The sequence below is a fragment of the Salegentibacter sp. BLCTC genome (genome assembly GCF_015143665.1).
GTDB classification, from domain to species: domain Bacteria; phylum Bacteroidota; class Bacteroidia; order Flavobacteriales; family Flavobacteriaceae; genus Salegentibacter; species Salegentibacter maritimus.
On record NZ_WYEW01000003.1, the window covers coordinates 244,682 to 261,766 of the forward strand.

Consider the following 17,085-nt stretch of genomic DNA (forward strand, 5'->3'; position numbering starts at 1 on the left):
CCTGAATTATGACAGTAATTTTAATAATCAGAGCAGGTTTTTGCCGCAAATAAAAAGGGTTATCTATTTATAAATGTCAGGATTGTTTGCGCCTTGTTCATATTCCCTTAATTAATCATCGTTATCATTTTTAGGATCTGCGGCTTCCTATCAAAGCTTCCAGAATTCCTAAAGTGGAGTTTATTTTTCTACATATCCCTGGTAATTGCGATCACTGCGTTAATTCTTTTTTTATAATATTTTCAATCCTCCTGCCTGTGGAGCCGAAATTTTTCCCGGGAGAAATTTCATTTTAGAAGATAAAATCCAGCATTCAGGCCAAAGCTTCAGAATGCTTTTTAGAAAATTGCTGAAAGCGTTCAGCCGTTTTCTTTTCGATGGTAATGGGGTCATTTATTCAATCTTTAATTGTTGTTATTAAGACTCTTGAAAACAGTTAGTGATTAGACTGACTTGAGCCTAAAAGCTTTTTTTAATCATTTTATATATCGTTATTTTCTAAGCTTTTTGGCTCGTGTCCAGGACAATTTTAATGAAGCTTTTTAAATGAAACGAAACTTTTGTGATGAGAAAGTGGTGAATAGTTTGGATTTTCTATTTTGCCTAAACCAGGGAATCTTAAATCTGACTAAATTTTATTTCTATCACGTCATACTCTGCCGTATTCTCCCTGCATCTTTGAAAATATAAGTAGTGAAGTTAATTGCTTCGTGTTGTTTAATGTTAAGAATAGATCCGCTTCAGTCTGTAAATCTTCCAATATGTAGGGGTAAAGGAAGTTCAGAAAAAATGAAGCGGATTTTTATCTTATTCAGCTATAAAAGAAGTATATGAAAAAATTATTTCTCGATGATATCCGTAGCCCCGAAATGGTGTTTGATAAAACTGTAGCCAAAGATTTTGTGGTGGTAAGGAATTATGCTGATTTCGTAAAGTACATTAAACAAAACGGCCTTCCGGAATTTATTAGCTTCGATAATGATTTGGGGCTGGATGAAAATGGAGAAGTGGCTCCCGATGGTTATGCCGCGGCGAAATGGTTGGTGTATGAATCTGGTCTTGATCTGCGGAATTTAAAATTCAAGGTGCATTCTGCTAATCCTGTAGCGGCAGAGCAGATTAGGGGATTATTGAATAATTATATTCAGTTTAAAAAAGGAAGTTTTCTATAAATTTAATTTCTATTTTTGAAGCTTGCTTTGTTTTTCTCTGTCCCAAAAGCAAGGTATAGCAACATAGACCAACTAAATAGCAGTAGCCAAATGAAAACGATAAAATTTAAAAACCCCGGAATTTCGAACATTAAAATTCTTTTATTTTGTTTTCTTCTTGGCTGCAATACCATTTTATCTTCCTGCGAAAAAGACAATGTTAAAAACAACCAGGTACAGGTATCCTTACAGCGGGTAGCAGATAGCGTTTATAAAGAATTTGACGAGAAATGGAATATTGAAAAATCTGGAGTAATGCTTTATATCACTGGTCCTTCGGGCACCTTTATGGCTTCGAGTAATATCACACCCACTCCAAATCCCGACACCCATTTTAGGATAGCGAGTATTAGTAAGACGTTTACGGCTGCAGCGATTATGCGTTTGCAACAAGATGGATTATTAAGTATTGACGATACTTTGGGAACCTATATAATAAACAATCCTGCCTATGATATTCCTTATCGTAGCCAAATTACTATTAAGCAATTATTACAACATCGCGCCGGGGTATTTGACGTTATAAATAATGAAATACCAGATACCGTACCTGCGCCATATGCTGGAGAAAAATATGTAGACTACATTCGCAGCCAAAATGAAAGTCATACTTTTACTTTTGATGAATTGGTGGGAATAAATGCAGAACATCAATTGAGTACGAGCTTGCCCGATACTGCTTTTCACTATTCAAACACCGGGTATAACATACTCGGAAAAATAATTGAAATAGTATCGGGGATGACTTACAGTGATTATATTACAGAAAAATTTATCACTCCCTTAGGTTTGACCCATACCTATAGTGTTTGGGAAGGAAACGATGTAACAATTAGAACACCATATATAAATTCACACTTATATATTGATGGAAATCCTGGAATAGAAACTTCCGAAGATAATATGTCGCCTCATGTCTCAGAAGGAAACATTGTATCTACAGCCGGGGATATAACCAAATGGATAAAGCTACTATTAACAGGACAGGCTGGTGTGAATTCTGAAAATGTAGAATTAATGACCGAAATGCAAATTGCTGATGACGCTCATGGACTATATGGTTTGGGGTTGGTCTTTAATGACGGAATTGGTTACGGTCATGATGGCGCACATTTGAGCTATGTTTCAACTTTAAGACATAATCAAGAAACCGGGATAACTGTTTTGGCATCTGCCAACTTTATCAGAATTGATCCTTCCGATGAAAATGATCAAAGCTTTTTTGAACTTGCCTATGGCATTAGGGACGCATGTTATGCAGCTACCAGGATATATAAAGATTAAATTTATATACTAACTCCCTTTTTTTAAGACCTTATTAATGAAAAGTGATTTTTATAAATAACACCATTTTTCATTTCTAAACTAAACCAGTAATCACCTGATGGCATCGGTTTGCCATTAAAAATACCATCCCAACCTTTATCTTTGGAGCTTAGAACTTTTAGTAGTTTGCCATAACGATCATAGATATATATCTGATGGAGATTACCTTGAATACCAGTAATTTTCCAATAGTCATTATAGCCATCTCCGTTAGGAGTGAAGAATTTATCATAATCAAGAATGGTAACCTTTGTTGTTAGATAAGCACAACCATTAATTTCTTTTACAAATATGGAATGTTCTCCACCAGATAATTCAGAAAAGCGATTTTGCGGGCCAAAATTTACACCGTCTAATGAGTATTCATACGCTCCGCTATCCAAAATATCAATTTCAATAAAATTAGTTTCATGAAATTCTGAGGTCTTTATTTTATAATTTTGAATAAGCTCACTTCCATCGAGATTAATACTTATTGTAGAGCTTGATGAACCGCATTTGCCCTGATTAATGGTATATGTATATACTCCCGGGCTATCTACAGCAGGATTGTAAATACTGTTATTGCTTTGAGGCATGGGAGTCCAGACCCCTCCTTTTTCAGCATTGGGGCCAAGTAGTTTAAAAAGATCAAATGAAGGGCTGTTTTCACAAACTGAAACAGAAGTAGATTTTCCCGTGTTTCCAGATTTGTTTACATAAACGTTTACAAAAGATACATAAGAGCCGCAGTTTTCTGTCTCAATTCGATATTCATATACTCCAGAGTCGTCCAGTTTCGGATTAAACATATTAGCTCCTTCTTTTAATTCCGGGTACCATGTACCTCCTGATTCTGTATTTGTCCCTAACAAAGTAAATAAGTTCACAGAATTATCATTTTCGCAAATTTCCAATTCAGTATCCTCACCTGTATTGGGAGTTGGAATAATTGAAACTTTTAGTCTGGCAGTTTTTTTACCACAGGAATTATTTTCTACGGTATAGGTATACGTACCCGCAGCATCAATTTTAGGATCGAAGTCTCCGGTGCCGCTTGCCAGAGACGGAGTCCACATACCGTCTTCGTCGGGATCTCCAGATATAAAATCAAGAAGCTTATAGGATTCAGCGTCTTCACATAGCGCAACCTCCGAGTCCATTCCTGCATTTGGTCCCTCCATCACTTTAATAGAAAAAAGTGCTTCATCTGTTCCGCAACCATCAATAGAGACCGTATAAGTATAATCCCCGGGTGAATCTACTTTCGGGTCAAAATAACCATCCTGATTAAGCTTAGAAGACCAGGTGCCCCCAGAATATACGTTCTTACTTAAGTAGGCTGAAAGATCAACCGGTTCTTGATTATCACATATTTCAAGATTTATATCTTCACCAGCATTAAGTTCTTCTTCAATTAAATTTATTGTCACTTTTGCAGTAGATGGGGCACAATTACCCGAGTTAACTGTATATGTATACATGTTTCCTTTATCAATCTGCGGATCAAATTTTCCGTTATTTCCAGAAAGTGCCGGAGACCAGGTTCCTCCGGGCGAAGGCTCTCCATTTAGCATTTCAAAAAGATCTACAGGATTTCCATTTTTACAAATACTAAGATTTCCATCTAATCCCGCAGTAGGTACTGATTCAAAATAAACCGAAATATTCGCCGTAGCGCTCTGGCAGTTATTGTTTTTAAAAGAATATTGATATACTCCCTCTGTATCTTTAGCAGTGTCAAAAATTGAACTTCCACTATTTAGTGGCGGACTCCATTGCCCCCCGCTATCGGGCGTCCCGTTAATAAGAGAAAAAAGATCTATTTTCCCTTCAGAAGGACATATAGTAACTTCTGTATCTTCTCCGGGGTTTCCTAAACTAGTAGATTTTACAACCAAAGATGCAAAGCGGGATATTACCCATTGCGAACAGGAGCTTGAAGTGTTTCCCGCTTTAAGACGGTAAAGATAATTATGAAAATACTCCGGTGTATTCTGAATTTTTAAAGTGCTCTCCTTAGAATTATTGTAGTAAACATTATCCTGTATATCTATCCAGCTAGTTCCGTTATCTTTACTTAACTGCCACTGAAAAATATTAGCATTTGCAACATCTGCAGTAAAAGATATATTACTACCCGCTTCAATTTCCGAAAATTCCGGATGATTATTTATTACCGGCGAAAGAGAGAATTCCTGAAAATGATTTATCCCTTCATCTTTATCGAGACAGCCATCATTATCACTGTCTAAGTCCACATGGTCTGGTAGAAAATCGCCATCTGTATCTAAAAATTCATTTCCCCCATTTTCCTGTACATCTGTTAATCCGTCGTTATCATCGTCGTTATCAACTGTATCCAATATGCCATCCTTATCGGTATCTGCAGAAGCAATAATTTCATCGATTGTGGAGCAACCGGGCAAATCTATTTTAACCCACATAGGATCCAGGACATAGCCGTATTTTAGCAAATTTGAAAGACCAGAACAATCCTCCAGGTTTGGCAGTTCACCTATGTCAAATTCAGAGTACGTATTTCCTACTTCTGTCAAATTACTTATAAAATCAAAATCCTTTATGGCGAGGCTTCCCAGCGCAAAATTATGACCTACTTTTTTTAGTTCTTTGATATCTCCTATTTCCTCTAGATTCTTACTTCGTTTAATTACGAATTCATATTGGGTTTCCTGAAGTTTAGCAAAACTATTGAGTTTTATCATCTGGTTGTTATTAGCTACAACCACCCTTACTGCCGTTTCAATTTTGTTAAAACCTGTAAACTCTTCAACTTTTCGTAAACCATCTATAGTCACGCCCCCAACCTGTACCAGATTTTCAAAACCTTTGTAAATTTTCGGGAAGTTGGAACCCGCCAATTGAACACTTCCGGCACCGGTAAGGGAAGAAAAAACAGGAACTGTATTAATTGGTGTGCTTGCGCCACTATTGGAAACCAAATGTATATAGCTAGCATGCTCTAAGTTTTCAAAACCTTTAATTTCTTCTATCGAAGTATTATAGGTAATGGAGAGACCCCCAAAACTTCCGGCTACTTTTTTTATTGAATGAAAGCCATCTATAGTTTTTAATAAATCATTCCCGTGAATCATTATGCCGGTGGCACAAATAAGGGCATTGAAACCGCGAATTTCTTTTAGGTGTTCATTTTCAATAATTTGAGTAACTTCTGTGAGTGTCTCTAGCTTTCCAAATTCCGGTATGGTTTCTAAATACCAATTATCACTAATGGCAAGGTGATTAAGCGATGTGATTTTTTCAAAACCTGAAATAGAAAGGAGGTTGGTGTTGCCATTAATGACAAGGTTTCTTCCAATTGAATTTATATTAGGGAAATTAAGATGCTCAACATATTCGTTGTTAGTTATCACGAGGTCTCCTCCTACAAATTCTAGATTATCTAAGGCTAAAAACTGAGCATTGGTTAAATGTATGCTAAGGTTATCGTTAATACGGGTAATGTTTTCAAGAAAAGACAGGTTTGTTACATCCCATTCTTTTATGGTTAAATTAGCTTTTATTTGAGTACAGTTGGGGTAATCTAAGACAAATTGATCTACCTCTTGCTGAGTTTCCAAAAGGATATCTCCCGAAGGGCATTGGGCATAATTTAAAATTGGAAGCATCAACAAAAGCATACCAATAATAATTTCTTTATACTTTATAAAAAGGGGCATCATTCTATTTTAATCTCTCATTTCTATAGTCATACTTTCAGGTTCTATCCAGACAGAGAAAGAACCATCACTTTTAACCTTTCTAAATTTACAAAAGTGGTCGTCAAAGCTGTATTCATAGACGACTGCTCCTTTACTTTTTAAATTACCGGTCTGTGGTTTTTTCTTGACCTTCACTCTCCAACTTTGTTTAGTACCGGGGAGGTTGAAAAAGCAGGTATTCTGGATAAACCCCAGTATTTTCAAATTCGCGTATGTCGCCTTGTTTGATGGTAACGGTTAAGTTTACATAATCATTGAATTTATCATTAAGCCCCAACCCCTCTAACAAACACCTCCACAAATTCCTTCATCTTATTGATAATCCTTTCGCCAACTTCTCTTGCTTTTAGCACGCTCGGGCGGTTGTCCAGGCATTTAAAAATATCATCGCGTAAAGGTTCGTGTTCGTTATAGATGTAGGCATCTATTAAGGATTTAAATTGCTCCTTATCCAGGTTTTCTTCCTCACATAATTCTGCAAGCGCAAGTACCCGTTGGTCGTTCCAATATTTCTCAAATTCGTCTGGGATAGCATCAATATCGCTTATTTTTGGCAGGTGTTCTTCTATAAATTTCTCGATCAATTCGCGCTTGCTCCGCAATTCTACATCTCCGGCAAGCATATCCAGAATTTGTTTTTTCTGTTGTATTGCATTTTTTCCTTCGGCCTGTTTTAAGTTGGCGAGAAGTTTTAAAATATAAGCCACATTCACTTCGTCCCTATGAATTAATTCTAATTCAAAATCTACATCATCAAGAATGGAAGTTTTATTTTTTTGGTGGTCACTTTTCGATTTTTCATATAAATCCAGGTACTTACTTTTATAATCTTCAAAAGTCTGCTCGTCCATCGGTACGTCTTCCCAATCGAAATCGGCGAAGGAGGTCAGTACATTTTTTGCACGGATTAATGCCCGGAAGGCCTCTACAAATTGCAGTTCCTCTTCTTCCGATGGTAAATTATCTACACTTTTTACCGTGGGCGCGATCTTCAATAGCTCAATAAAAGCTTTAGAAAATTTCTCGGTAATTTTTTCGTAATCGGGTAGGAGGATGTCTTCTTTCGCTTCTTTGTTAGAAAAAAGCGCTATGGCCTCATCAGTAGCTTTTTTAAGATTTCTAAAGGATAAAATTTCTCCCTGTGATTTCTTTTCGTCCAGGATCCTATTGGTTCTGGAAAATGCCTGGATAAGTCCGTGATGTCGCAGGTTTTTATCTACATATAAGGTGTTTACTTTCTTAGCATCAAAACCGGTAAGGAACATATTTACCACCAAAACAATATCCAGCCGATCTTTATCTTTAAAACCGACTTTCTCCCGCTCTTTGAGCCGCTTGCTTATGTCTTTAAAATAGTTTTCAAACTGTTTGCTGTCTCGTGTTGAAAATGCGGTGCTATACATTTTATTATAATCTTCAATAAACTCATCCAGCTTTTCCCGGGTGTGGCTTGTTTTATAAAGCGGAGCCGTATTTGCAGCCAGTAATTGATCGTCTGGTAAAAGTCCCCCGGCTTCTTCATCTTCCTCATTAGCACCATAAGTGAAAATAGTGGCTATTCGTAAATCGTGTTCCCCGGCTTCTTTTTTCTTTTGAAAATGCTCGTAGTAGGTAATTAAATTAGAAATACTACTTACAGCGAAAATTGAAGAATACTCCCTGTTCTTTGTCTTAGTATCGTGGTATTTAATGATGTAACCGGTAATTTTTTCCAGTCTTTTTGAGCTGTCTAAAACTTCCCGTTTATCTATATCTTCAACTTCAATATCTATAAAAGTGTTGCTCTTTTGCTTATACCTACCTATATATTCAATACTAAATTTTAACACATTTTGGTCTCTTATAGCATCCGTAATCACATATTTATGCAAACATTCTCCAAAGAGATCTTTCGTAGTACGTTTTCCCAGGTCATTTTTAGCGGCGTTATCAGCAAAAATTGGAGTGCCGGTAAAACCAAAAAGTTGGAGGTTGTTAAAAAAGCTGGTGATCTTTTGGTGGGTGTCGCCAAACTGACTTCGGTGGCATTCGTCAAAGATAAAGACCATTCGTTTGTTTTGGAGGTTCTTCATCCTGGACTGGTATCTCCCGGGAGAGATCGCATTATTAAGTTTTTGAATAGTGGTAAGTATAAGTTTACTGTCATCGGTAAACTGACTTACCAAAGAATTGGTATTGTCTGTAACATCAACAGAATCTTTTTTAAAGCTGTTAAACTCTTTCATTGTCTGGTAATCCAGATCTTTCCTGTCTACCACGAAAACTACTTTATGAACTTCCGGCAGATCCATCAGGATTTGGCTTGCTTTAAAAGAAGTGAGCGTTTTACCCGAACCTGTAGTGTGCCAGATATAGCCGTTATTGGTACTTGTTTTTACCCGATGAATAATAGCTTCGGAAGCATAAAACTGGTAGGGGCGAAGTACCATTAAAATTTTATGCGTTTCATTAAATACGATGTACTTAGACAGCATTTTTCCCAGATGATTAGGGTCTAAAAATACTTTCGAAAAATCAAAAAGCTCTTTAATATTTCTGTTCTGTTCGTCGGCCCAGAAAAAGGTTTGTTTGAACGTGAGGGCTTGAAGCGGATTATTAGAAAAGTATTTGGTATCAACTCCGTTACTTATCACAAAGAGCTGCACAAAATTAAACAAACCGTAGTTGTTCCAGTAGGAGTGGCGTTTATACCGGTTAATTTGCTTAAAAGCTTCTTTGAGTTCAAGACCACGTCTTTTAAGTTCAATTTGCACCAGGGGAAGGCCATTTATCAAAATTGTTACATCATATCTGTTTTTATAAGTTCCTTCCTGGGAAATTTGGTTGGTGACCTGAAACAAATTTTTTGTCCAGTCTTCTGAATCAAAAAAGCGTGCGTAAAAAGATTCTCCTGTTTCTTCGCGGGTGAGTTGAAACCGGCCACGAAGGGTCCTGGCTTTTTCAAAAACATTGCCTTTTGCCAGGTGGTTTAAGATAGTGTCAAACTCCTTTTTTGAAAATGTGGTTTTATTAAAAGCCTCCAGCTGATTTTTAAGATTTGCCAATACCGAAGCCTCAGAATTTACCTGAACCCTTTTATGCTTCTGTTTTTCCAGTTGCTTTACCAGCTTGTCTTCTAATACGGCTTCAGATTGGTAGCTCATAACTTATGGATTAAGAAGAAACCTTTTCAACTTTTTTAATAATTGAGGCATTGAGTAATTCTTCATATCTTTCTATAAATTCTAAACTTGTTTTTACTACTCGATTTAGTAATTCCTGATATTCGTTACTCTCTGGTCTGGCTAAAATTTTAAGAGTGTAAATGTGATGAAGATTAATTGGATTTCCATCCTCAGTTCTTAATTGACGAGTAAACCTCCACCATTGATTTTTTTCATTTTCCGAAGGGATATCTTTAAGAACAGGTGATGCTACCTTATCGAAAAGCCCAATGAACATATCTCCATTATTATGCCCGCTACCGCTAAATGATTCAATACCAAATTTGAATTCTTCTTTATCGACAGAATTAATAATAATCCATAATTGGGAAATGTTCGCCGTAACAGCCGATCCTTTTTCAAGAGAATAATTATTAGTATCTAAATGATTTTCCAATGCTTTTTTAACATCATTTCTAAATTTATTTTTGAAATCGGTAATCATTGAATCATAGTTGCCGGCAATAAAGGAAGCCTCTTCTAAATATCTTGCCATTGTATCTCTTAATTCCTGTTCTTGTTTCATATTTAGGTTATGAGTTAGCTTTTTAACTAATAAAATATATTGATTTATAGATTCCCGTATACTTGGAATGTTGGGCACTTCTTTCAAGCACAAATTTAGCCATTCAATTATATGTTTTTTGTAGCTTAAAAGAATAAAATCCTTCCCTGCCTCTAAACTTCCGCAACTTCCTTTTGATGGTTCATCTCCCTTAAGGGTCAAATAGATTACTGTATTCCTGCCTGAATTATGATTGCAATACCGTTCAATTTGGGTATGTTGATCTGCTGCATAAATTTTGTTTTCAATACAAAGGGTATAGTTTCGATTTTTTAAATATATATCAACTCTTCCCCCTTTTTTTTCTAAGTCATTCCTTCTGCCTATTCCGAATTCGGTAAAGACTTGAGTTTTTGCCGAATTACTGAATAATTCTTGTAGTCTATTTTCTTCAGAAACTTCCTTATCGACAACCTGAAAAAATAATTCTAAAAATTTCGATCCCTGTAAATGACATCCTTTCGGGTTTAATAATTCTGAGATAAAAGCTGAATGAGTTTTGTTTTCCCGCGATTCGATTTTTAAAATAGAAAACAGATTAAAATGTTCTCCTTTTATTTCAATTAATTCCTGGTGATGCTTAACCAATTTTTTAGTGGTATGTAGTAGGTTCTGAAGATTTCGCTGGTTGATCATAAGTTATATTGGGTTACACAAACATTTGTTGTAAAAGCCCTTTTTTAAAGCATTGTGTTTTTTCAATTTGCTGTGAAACAGCTTCTATTTTTTTATCTATGGCAGCTAAAAAATCTGCTATTTTTTGTTGTTCTTCAAAACAAGGAATTTTCATTTTATATATTGAAATTTGTGGCGCAGTTAGTTGTGGCACTCCAGTACTTTCAATGAAAAAATTAAAGCTATTAATTAAATTTTCGTAAAAAATAACATTACCTTTTTGTTTAGGTTTTAATACGAGTAATCTTACAATCGGATAGAACTTTTCAACCCTTGCATTTGCAATTCCTAAAGCGCCTCGCCCAGTTACTGTTACACAGTCATAGTCTATTTTGTAAATATCAGAATAGCCGTATAATCCTTTATTCTTATCAGAATTTGCATAAACTGGATATCTAAATTGAGCAGTTCTTAACTTACTTACATTACCTTTCTTTATATCGCCTCCAGCAGTAATGGTAAATATTTCTCCCAATCTTTTTGTCTGCCAGGCCAGGAAATCCTTCCCATTGTCATTCCCTTCGGCTCCGCTCTGGGCAGGTTTAAACCTAATCTCCTGCGAAAACAACTTTTGCATTACTCCCTTTTTATAAGTTTCCAAGAGTTCTTTTTTACGGGTGAGTTGTTGGATTTTTTTATCTACCGCAGATAGAAAAGAGGCGATTTTTTGTTGTTCGGGGAGGGAGGGAAATCTGCTTTTAAATAATCGGATGCTTTGGAAGTTTAATCCTTCTCTTCCACTTCCTGTTTGTCCCTGATCAACCAGTCTTTGTCCCTTTTCAGAAGAAAGAAAAACCTGAATAAACTTAGGGGCGTAATTATTTTTTAGCCTAATTATGCAAACATGCTGATTTACATTTCCGCATTTGAAATCGTTAGGAACGAGACAACTTCTACCAATTGAAGCTCCAGTGATATTTAAAAGCACATCATTTGGGCGAACTATGCTGCCTTTCATTTTTTTATTAATTTCTTCAGAAATAAATGTATTATCAAGGATTAACTGGTTTTGAATTACATTCTGACTACGTATAAATGGTATTCCTTTCTGTTGATAAACATTGCTACCCCCTTTTGGAGTACTTCCACTACCAACTTTTGTAGTTATTTCTCCAAATTTTTTAAACTCCCATTCATCATCAAACTCCCTAAACCTAAGTTTGGGAACAGCTTTGTGTTCAATTAACTTCCTATCTTCTATTTGTTTTTCTTCTGTCATAAGTGTATTAGATGCTGAAACAATCCCGAAAGTTTTCGGGACAGCATGACGTAGTTGAGTTAAAAAGGTTGTTCAATTCCTAATTGCTTACAGAAATCGGCTATTTCAGTATCTGTTGTACGCATGTCTTTTTCCAAATTTTTTAATTCGGCAGCAACGGCATTGATATCAATCGGTTCTTCTTCTTCAAAAGTATCTACATAGCGGGGGATGTTGAGGTTGTAATCGTTTTCTTCTACTTCACTCAGTTTGGCAACATAGCTGAATTTATCGAGGGTGGTCCTGCTTTTATAGGTATCAATAATCTTTTCAACATCTTTTTTCCGCAGGTAATTCTGGGTCTTTATTTTTTCAAAGTGTTCACTGCTATCAATAAATAAAATGTCTTCCTGATTTTCCCGGTTTTTCTTTAGTACCAAAATACAGGTTGGGATGCCTGTTCCGTAGAAAATATTGGCAGGTAAACCAATTACCGCATCCAGGTAATTCTTGTCCTTAATTAAATATTTACGAATATGGCCTTCGGCCGCACCGCGAAACAATACGCCATGCGGTAACACACAAGCCATGGTCCCGGTAGTGGAAAGCTGGTGTACCATATGTTGAACAAAAGCAAAGTCGGCCTTGGTTTTAGGGGCTAGTTTGCCGTAAGCTGAAAAGCGGTCGTCACTCATAAACAAAGGGCTCGCACTCCATTTAGCAGAAAACGGCGGGTTTGCCACTATAGCTTCAAAGCGTTCGTCTATATGATCTGGCGAAGGATTTTCCAGCGTGTCTTCATTATAAATATCGAAACGTTTGTAATGCACATCGTGCATAATCATATTCATTCGGCACAGGTTGTAGGTAGTAGGATTACTTTCCTGCCCGTAAAAAGCACCAACTTCGGCTTCTTTGGAAACCCTTAAAAGCAACGAGCCCGAGCCACAGGTAGGGTCGTAAACACTTTTAATCTGTTTCTTATCTATGGTCACCAGTTTCGCCAGGACTTTACTTACCTGCTGCGGGGTATAAAACTCTCCGGCTTTTTTTCCGGCACCGGAAGCGAATTTTCCTATCAGGTATTCATAAGCATCGCCCAACACATCACTTTCGGTATTTTCCAGGTCAAAATCTACCTGGTCCAGATGGGTGAGTACTTTTACAATAAGTTCGTTTTTAGCTTCCTCGGTTTTACCAAGTTTACTACTGGTAAGGTCCAGGTCTTCAAAGAGATTCCCGAAATCTTCTTCGCTTTCGCTCCCCATCGTGCTTTGCTCAATATTGGTAAGCACTTTGGCAAGATCTCCAAGAATGAATTTACTTTTTCCATTTCCATTGCCACGCCGGGCAAGTTCGCTGAATAATTCAGAAGGATTTAGATAATATCCCAGATGCACCAAAGCATCCTCCTTAACAGCTTCAAGATAAAGTTTTTCCTGCGGATGGCCTTCCAGTTGCCTGAAAGTAAGCTTGTCTGGTTTTAAGATTTTATCGGCGTGAAGTTCCATCTTCCTGCTCAGGTACTTATAGAAAATAAAGCCTAAAATATAATCCCGGAATTCGTCTGCTCCCATTTTTCCACGGAGCGTGTTAGCGATATTCCAGAGTTGTTGTTCCAGTTGTTGTTTAGATTGGGTCATTTTTTATTTAGGGTAATTAATAGGAAGTCTGATTCTGCCATGAATTCAGTGATGGTTTAGAATTTCAGCTTCCAAAGTGTAGGGACTATGGAAAATGTAAATGATGGTAAATCTAAATAAAATCTTAAAGAATTAAAAGCTATTTTTAAGAGATTCACTGACAGTTTGCATTGGAAAATTACAGCGCATTTTCAGTTTTTACCGTATAAATCTTTTAGTAAGGTAAAAAAGAGGTTTTTCTTAGGAATTCCTCTTTTGACTCCACCTTTAATAATATCATTTACACTTAAACGAAAATACCTTTTATAATTTGAAAGATCGAGGTCGAGTTCTATCTGAATTATAGCGGTGTGTAAATGTTGAATGGTATCCATGGCTTCTTTAATTTCTTCAAGAATTGCCTGGTCTTTTTCGATTAGTATAAAAAAAAGGTATTTTTCATTATTAAAAGTAAGGCAGCGATTATCATGATTTTCTATTATAAAAGAATCGGGATCAAAATCTGATAGAACACAAGTCAGTAGCGCTTCTTTGATAGTGAATTCTGAAAGTTTTTCAAATGATTGTGTTTTTGAGAGTCCGTTGAAGAAAGGGATCGCTTCCATAGTTATTTTTATTTATGTGGACTAATATGAAATAAGTTAAAGACAAGCGGTGTCGTGAGCTTATAAATTTTAATTTCATTCCTAGGCAAGATCCAACAAAGCCACCAGTAACCATCTATCAGGGATGCCTTCAAAATAATAAACCGGGTCGCCGTATGTATCTTTTCGTTTTAAAACCCGTCCATCTAAATACCAGATTTTTGGACCGTATTTATTACGGTATCGGATATAATAAGCATCAAATTCGTATAGCCGATCGCCATATTTATTGTCGAGTTTTAGCGTGTTGCCATCTAAATAGTAAAGACTTTTGCCGTATTTATTCTTTAGTTTAATTTCCTCGCCGTTCCAGTAGAATAGTTCCTCTCCATATTTATTTTTTTGTTTTAGAACATTTCCTTCCAGAAAATAGACTTGTTCTCCATATTTAGTTTTTTCCCTTATGGCCTGGGCGAAAATGGTATTATTGAAAAAGTAAAGGAGTAGAAGCGATATAAAAAAATGCCTGAATTTCATATTTAATAGATTTTCGGAATGATTAATTTTTGGAGAGTTTTAAGTGACCGTGTAAAAGATAATTTGATTTGTCATTGCGAAACCCCATTCCAAATAAACTTGAAAAACGGCGATATTGATATAATGGATTCAGATTGGAAGTTTAAAAAAGTTGCCACGAATACACAAATATTTAAAGTTTGATAATCTTTAAGCTTGGAAAACTGATTTTTAACTAATTAAATTTACCTAAATGCTATCCCATATCAACCCTTCCGACTCCTTCCGCTATCGCAGAAGAAGCCACCTTCCCTTCAAAAGGGAAGGTGCAATTTCAATTCACTTAACTAACCGATAAGCGCTCCCCTACTTGGCAAGGAGGGGATGAATTCAGCTTTGCTGAAGAAGGGATGGTTGCGTTTTTTGTTCATTTTTTATTTAAAATTATTATAATTTTAAGTGACTTATAATTAGAGTATTACAAACTCTATAAAGGAAGGAACGAAGCAATCTCAACTTGTTGGTAATCAATAAGCAGATTACTTCACTTCTCTCGATGGCTATCGGGACGTAATGACGTTGAATCTTACTTTTGAGACAGCCACTTAGTTGTAATTGGATAAACTACGTTCTAATTCCTCTTTAATTTGACTTCTTAAACTTTTTGGTTCTTCTACTTTTACCTGGTCGCCATAAGAAAGGATTTCCATTCTAAAATCGTAAGTAGGGCGAATAAAATAACTAAACCTAATTTCGTTATCGTTTCTAAAAATTAACTCCTGGCTATGGTGTAGGGGAAGTGATTCTACATACCTGCCTTCCCTTGGTGTAAACGAAAGCACAACTTTAACCGGATCTTCATCTGTGCCGTTTATTATTCCGAAGCTGTCTTTAAATTCTTCATACGCCTGGTAGGTTATTGGCTTAAACCTGTCTTTGGTAATTTCCAGGTTTTTAATTCGGTCCAGCGAAAAGTTTTTAATAATAGCATCTTTGGTATCTTCTGCAATAAGATACCAACGGTTTTGGGCTTCTTTTAGTGCGATGGGTTTAACTTTGCGATTACTCACTGAACTATCCCAAAATTTGTGGTATTTAAAGCTTACTTCTAAAAAATTCTGGCTGGCGTGTAATAATCCGGCTAAATGATGTGTGCCCAGAGGTTTTCTTTCTTCGAAAATCAATTGATTACCAAAACTTTTTGAAAGCCTAATAGCATTTAGAAGTTCAAAATTCTCCCGTAATCTCTGCGAATGCGTTTCCTCCACATCATCAATAATATGATATTGGTTATTACTGCGATTACAGCTTATTTCAATATTATGAATAGATTCAATATCCTTAATGTCTCGTTGAAATGTACGCTGGGAAGTCAGCAAATTTTCTTCTACCGAATCGGGATCATTGGCCATTTCAGTTTGGACTTCTTCGTAAGTCATAGGGCGCAACCTTAGTAGAGAGATGATTTTATAATGACGTTTTATGGTTTGGCGTACAGACATGGTTTTTACTTTTTTGGTTAATGCGATGGAAATTAATTTGAGTTCAAAAACCTCAGTTCGAGTGATTTTTCTTTGAAAAATTTTATCGAGAACAAGTTTTTGAACCCACATAATATCGATGAGGAATTTATCAAACTAATTGACTAAATTTCAACTCTGGGACTTAAAAAACCTATTTTCATTTTTCTTTGCTATGTATTCCTCTCACTTCGTTCGTCGGATACAAGAGAAAACGAAACAAAAGAAAAGGCGCTTTTTCCAAGGTATTTTTCAGCAAAGCTGAAAATCAGTTTTGTTTTACTAAAATCCTTCCATGGCTTCAAGATTTTTTAACGTAAAACAAAACTGATACTGCGGAAAAAGATTACAAAGCGCTGCTTTGAAACGTTATACCACCGATTTTCTATTCTTTTGCAGTTCGTCTCGAACTGACGGACTAGTGTAATAGATTTAAGCACAAATATCCCTAAAGAATTTCTCTACCTGATGAGTAAAAACATCTATAGGAATACGATGACCTAATTGTGGTAGCACTTTGATAGTTAGCTTAGATTTTTGCAGGTTTTGTCCTAGATAGTTTAGGGTTTCGGCTGCGTTTACCACATCGTCATTCCCTCCCAGTAATATCTGTTTTGAAGATATTCCGCGAGTAAATTTACTTTTGGATTCTACCTCCCTGTATTTAGATAGGGGAGGGTTGAACAATAGTGCCGGCCTGCCTATAATTTCTGAAATCGCATAAGCATTTAGCGCGCCCATACTACTTCCCATCACTACTTTAAATTCTGTGGTTGAATACTGTTTTAAAATCGTTTCCGGCTGAAAATGTCTTGTGGGATAATCTATATCAGGTGCGAAGACCTGTCCGTAGTTTTTCAGAATTTCTCTTTTTTCATCACTCAATTTGCTGTTGAGTCCGTGTAGGTATAGTAGCTTCATA

At 36.2% G+C, this 17,085-nt stretch carries 11 protein-coding genes; 2 read left to right on the plus strand and 9 right to left on the minus strand.

Annotated features, from left to right (window positions below):
* Window positions 1-830: 830 nt before the first annotated feature.
* Entirely contained in the window at window positions 831-1,172 is a 342-nt protein-coding gene (locus GUB10_RS04375) for a cyclic-phosphate processing receiver domain-containing protein (protein ID WP_193710225.1), read from the plus strand.
* Window positions 1,173-1,262: 90 nt separating this feature from the next.
* Complete coding sequence (locus tag GUB10_RS04380) at window positions 1,263-2,495, plus strand: serine hydrolase (RefSeq protein WP_193710226.1); 1,233 nt, start codon at window positions 1,263-1,265, stop codon at window positions 2,493-2,495.
* A gap of 23 nt (window positions 2,496-2,518) precedes the next feature.
* On the opposite strand, the gene GUB10_RS04385 is transcribed toward GUB10_RS04380, so the two are convergent.
* From GUB10_RS04385 to GUB10_RS04425, 9 genes are all read right to left on the minus strand, one after another.
* Window positions 2,519-6,220: a T9SS type B sorting domain-containing protein gene (locus GUB10_RS04385; protein WP_193710227.1), complete on the minus strand. Its 3,702-nt coding sequence runs from the start codon at window positions 6,218-6,220 to the stop codon at window positions 2,519-2,521.
* 305 nt (window positions 6,221-6,525) lie between these two features.
* On the minus strand, window positions 6,526-9,402 hold the full coding sequence (locus tag GUB10_RS04390) for a type I restriction endonuclease subunit R (RefSeq protein WP_193710228.1): 2,877 nt from the start codon (window positions 9,400-9,402) through the stop codon (window positions 6,526-6,528).
* 10 nt (window positions 9,403-9,412) lie between these two features.
* The gene (locus GUB10_RS04395; protein WP_193710229.1) at window positions 9,413-10,615 is read right to left on the minus strand and encodes a PD-(D/E)XK nuclease family protein; all 1,203 of its coding nucleotides are present in this window, start codon (window positions 10,613-10,615) and stop codon (window positions 9,413-9,415) included.
* Between the two features lie 61 nt (window positions 10,616-10,676).
* A complete protein-coding gene (locus GUB10_RS04400; RefSeq protein ID WP_193710230.1) occupies window positions 10,677-11,921 on the minus strand; it encodes a restriction endonuclease subunit S in 1,245 nt (414 codons plus the stop codon).
* A gap of 59 nt (window positions 11,922-11,980) precedes the next feature.
* Window positions 11,981-13,543 (minus strand): type I restriction-modification system subunit M, encoded by a 1,563-nt coding sequence (locus tag GUB10_RS04405; RefSeq protein WP_193710231.1) that lies wholly within the window; start codon window positions 13,541-13,543, stop codon window positions 11,981-11,983.
* Between the two features lie 191 nt (window positions 13,544-13,734).
* Window positions 13,735-14,148, minus strand: a complete 414-nt coding sequence (locus tag GUB10_RS04410; protein ID WP_193710232.1) for a hypothetical protein — start codon at window positions 14,146-14,148, stop codon at window positions 13,735-13,737.
* Between the two features lie 81 nt (window positions 14,149-14,229).
* A complete protein-coding gene (locus tag GUB10_RS04415) occupies window positions 14,230-14,664 on the minus strand; it encodes a hypothetical protein (RefSeq protein ID WP_193710233.1) in 435 nt (144 codons plus the stop codon).
* Between the two features lie 584 nt (window positions 14,665-15,248).
* Window positions 15,249-16,145 carry a YafY family protein gene (locus GUB10_RS04420; protein WP_193710234.1) on the minus strand — a complete coding sequence of 299 codons (897 nt, stop codon included), beginning with the start codon at window positions 16,143-16,145 and terminating at the stop codon, window positions 15,249-15,251.
* Between the two features lie 450 nt (window positions 16,146-16,595).
* Window positions 16,596-17,084, minus strand: a complete 489-nt coding sequence (locus GUB10_RS04425; RefSeq protein WP_193710235.1) for a YqiA/YcfP family alpha/beta fold hydrolase — start codon at window positions 17,082-17,084, stop codon at window positions 16,596-16,598.
* Window position 17,085 lies beyond the last annotated feature (1 nt).

What these genes read in the sequence shown, in the direction of transcription:
- GUB10_RS04415 (WP_193710233.1), bottom strand. Translation starts at nt 14,664, where the DNA reads ATGAAATTCAGGCATTTTTTTATATCGCTTCTACTCCTTTACTTTTTC.
- GUB10_RS04380 (WP_193710226.1), top strand. Translation starts at nt 1,263, where the DNA reads ATGAAAACGATAAAATTTAAAAACCCCGGAATTTCGAACATTAAAATT.
- GUB10_RS04375 (WP_193710225.1), top strand. Translation starts at nt 831, where the DNA reads ATGAAAAAATTATTTCTCGATGATATCCGTAGCCCCGAAATGGTGTTT.
- GUB10_RS04390 (WP_193710228.1), bottom strand. Translation starts at nt 9,402, where the DNA reads ATGAGCTACCAATCTGAAGCCGTATTAGAAGACAAGCTGGTAAAGCAA.
- GUB10_RS04410 (WP_193710232.1), bottom strand. Translation starts at nt 14,148, where the DNA reads ATGGAAGCGATCCCTTTCTTCAACGGACTCTCAAAAACACAATCATTT.
- GUB10_RS04400 (WP_193710230.1), bottom strand. Translation starts at nt 11,921, where the DNA reads ATGACAGAAGAAAAACAAATAGAAGATAGGAAGTTAATTGAACACAAA.
- GUB10_RS04425 (WP_193710235.1), bottom strand. Translation starts at nt 17,084, where the DNA reads ATGAAGCTACTATACCTACACGGACTCAACAGCAAATTGAGTGATGAA.
- GUB10_RS04420 (WP_193710234.1), bottom strand. Translation starts at nt 16,145, where the DNA reads ATGTCTGTACGCCAAACCATAAAACGTCATTATAAAATCATCTCTCTA.
- GUB10_RS04405 (WP_193710231.1), bottom strand. Translation starts at nt 13,543, where the DNA reads ATGACCCAATCTAAACAACAACTGGAACAACAACTCTGGAATATCGCT.
- GUB10_RS04385 (WP_193710227.1), bottom strand. Translation starts at nt 6,220, where the DNA reads ATGATGCCCCTTTTTATAAAGTATAAAGAAATTATTATTGGTATGCTT.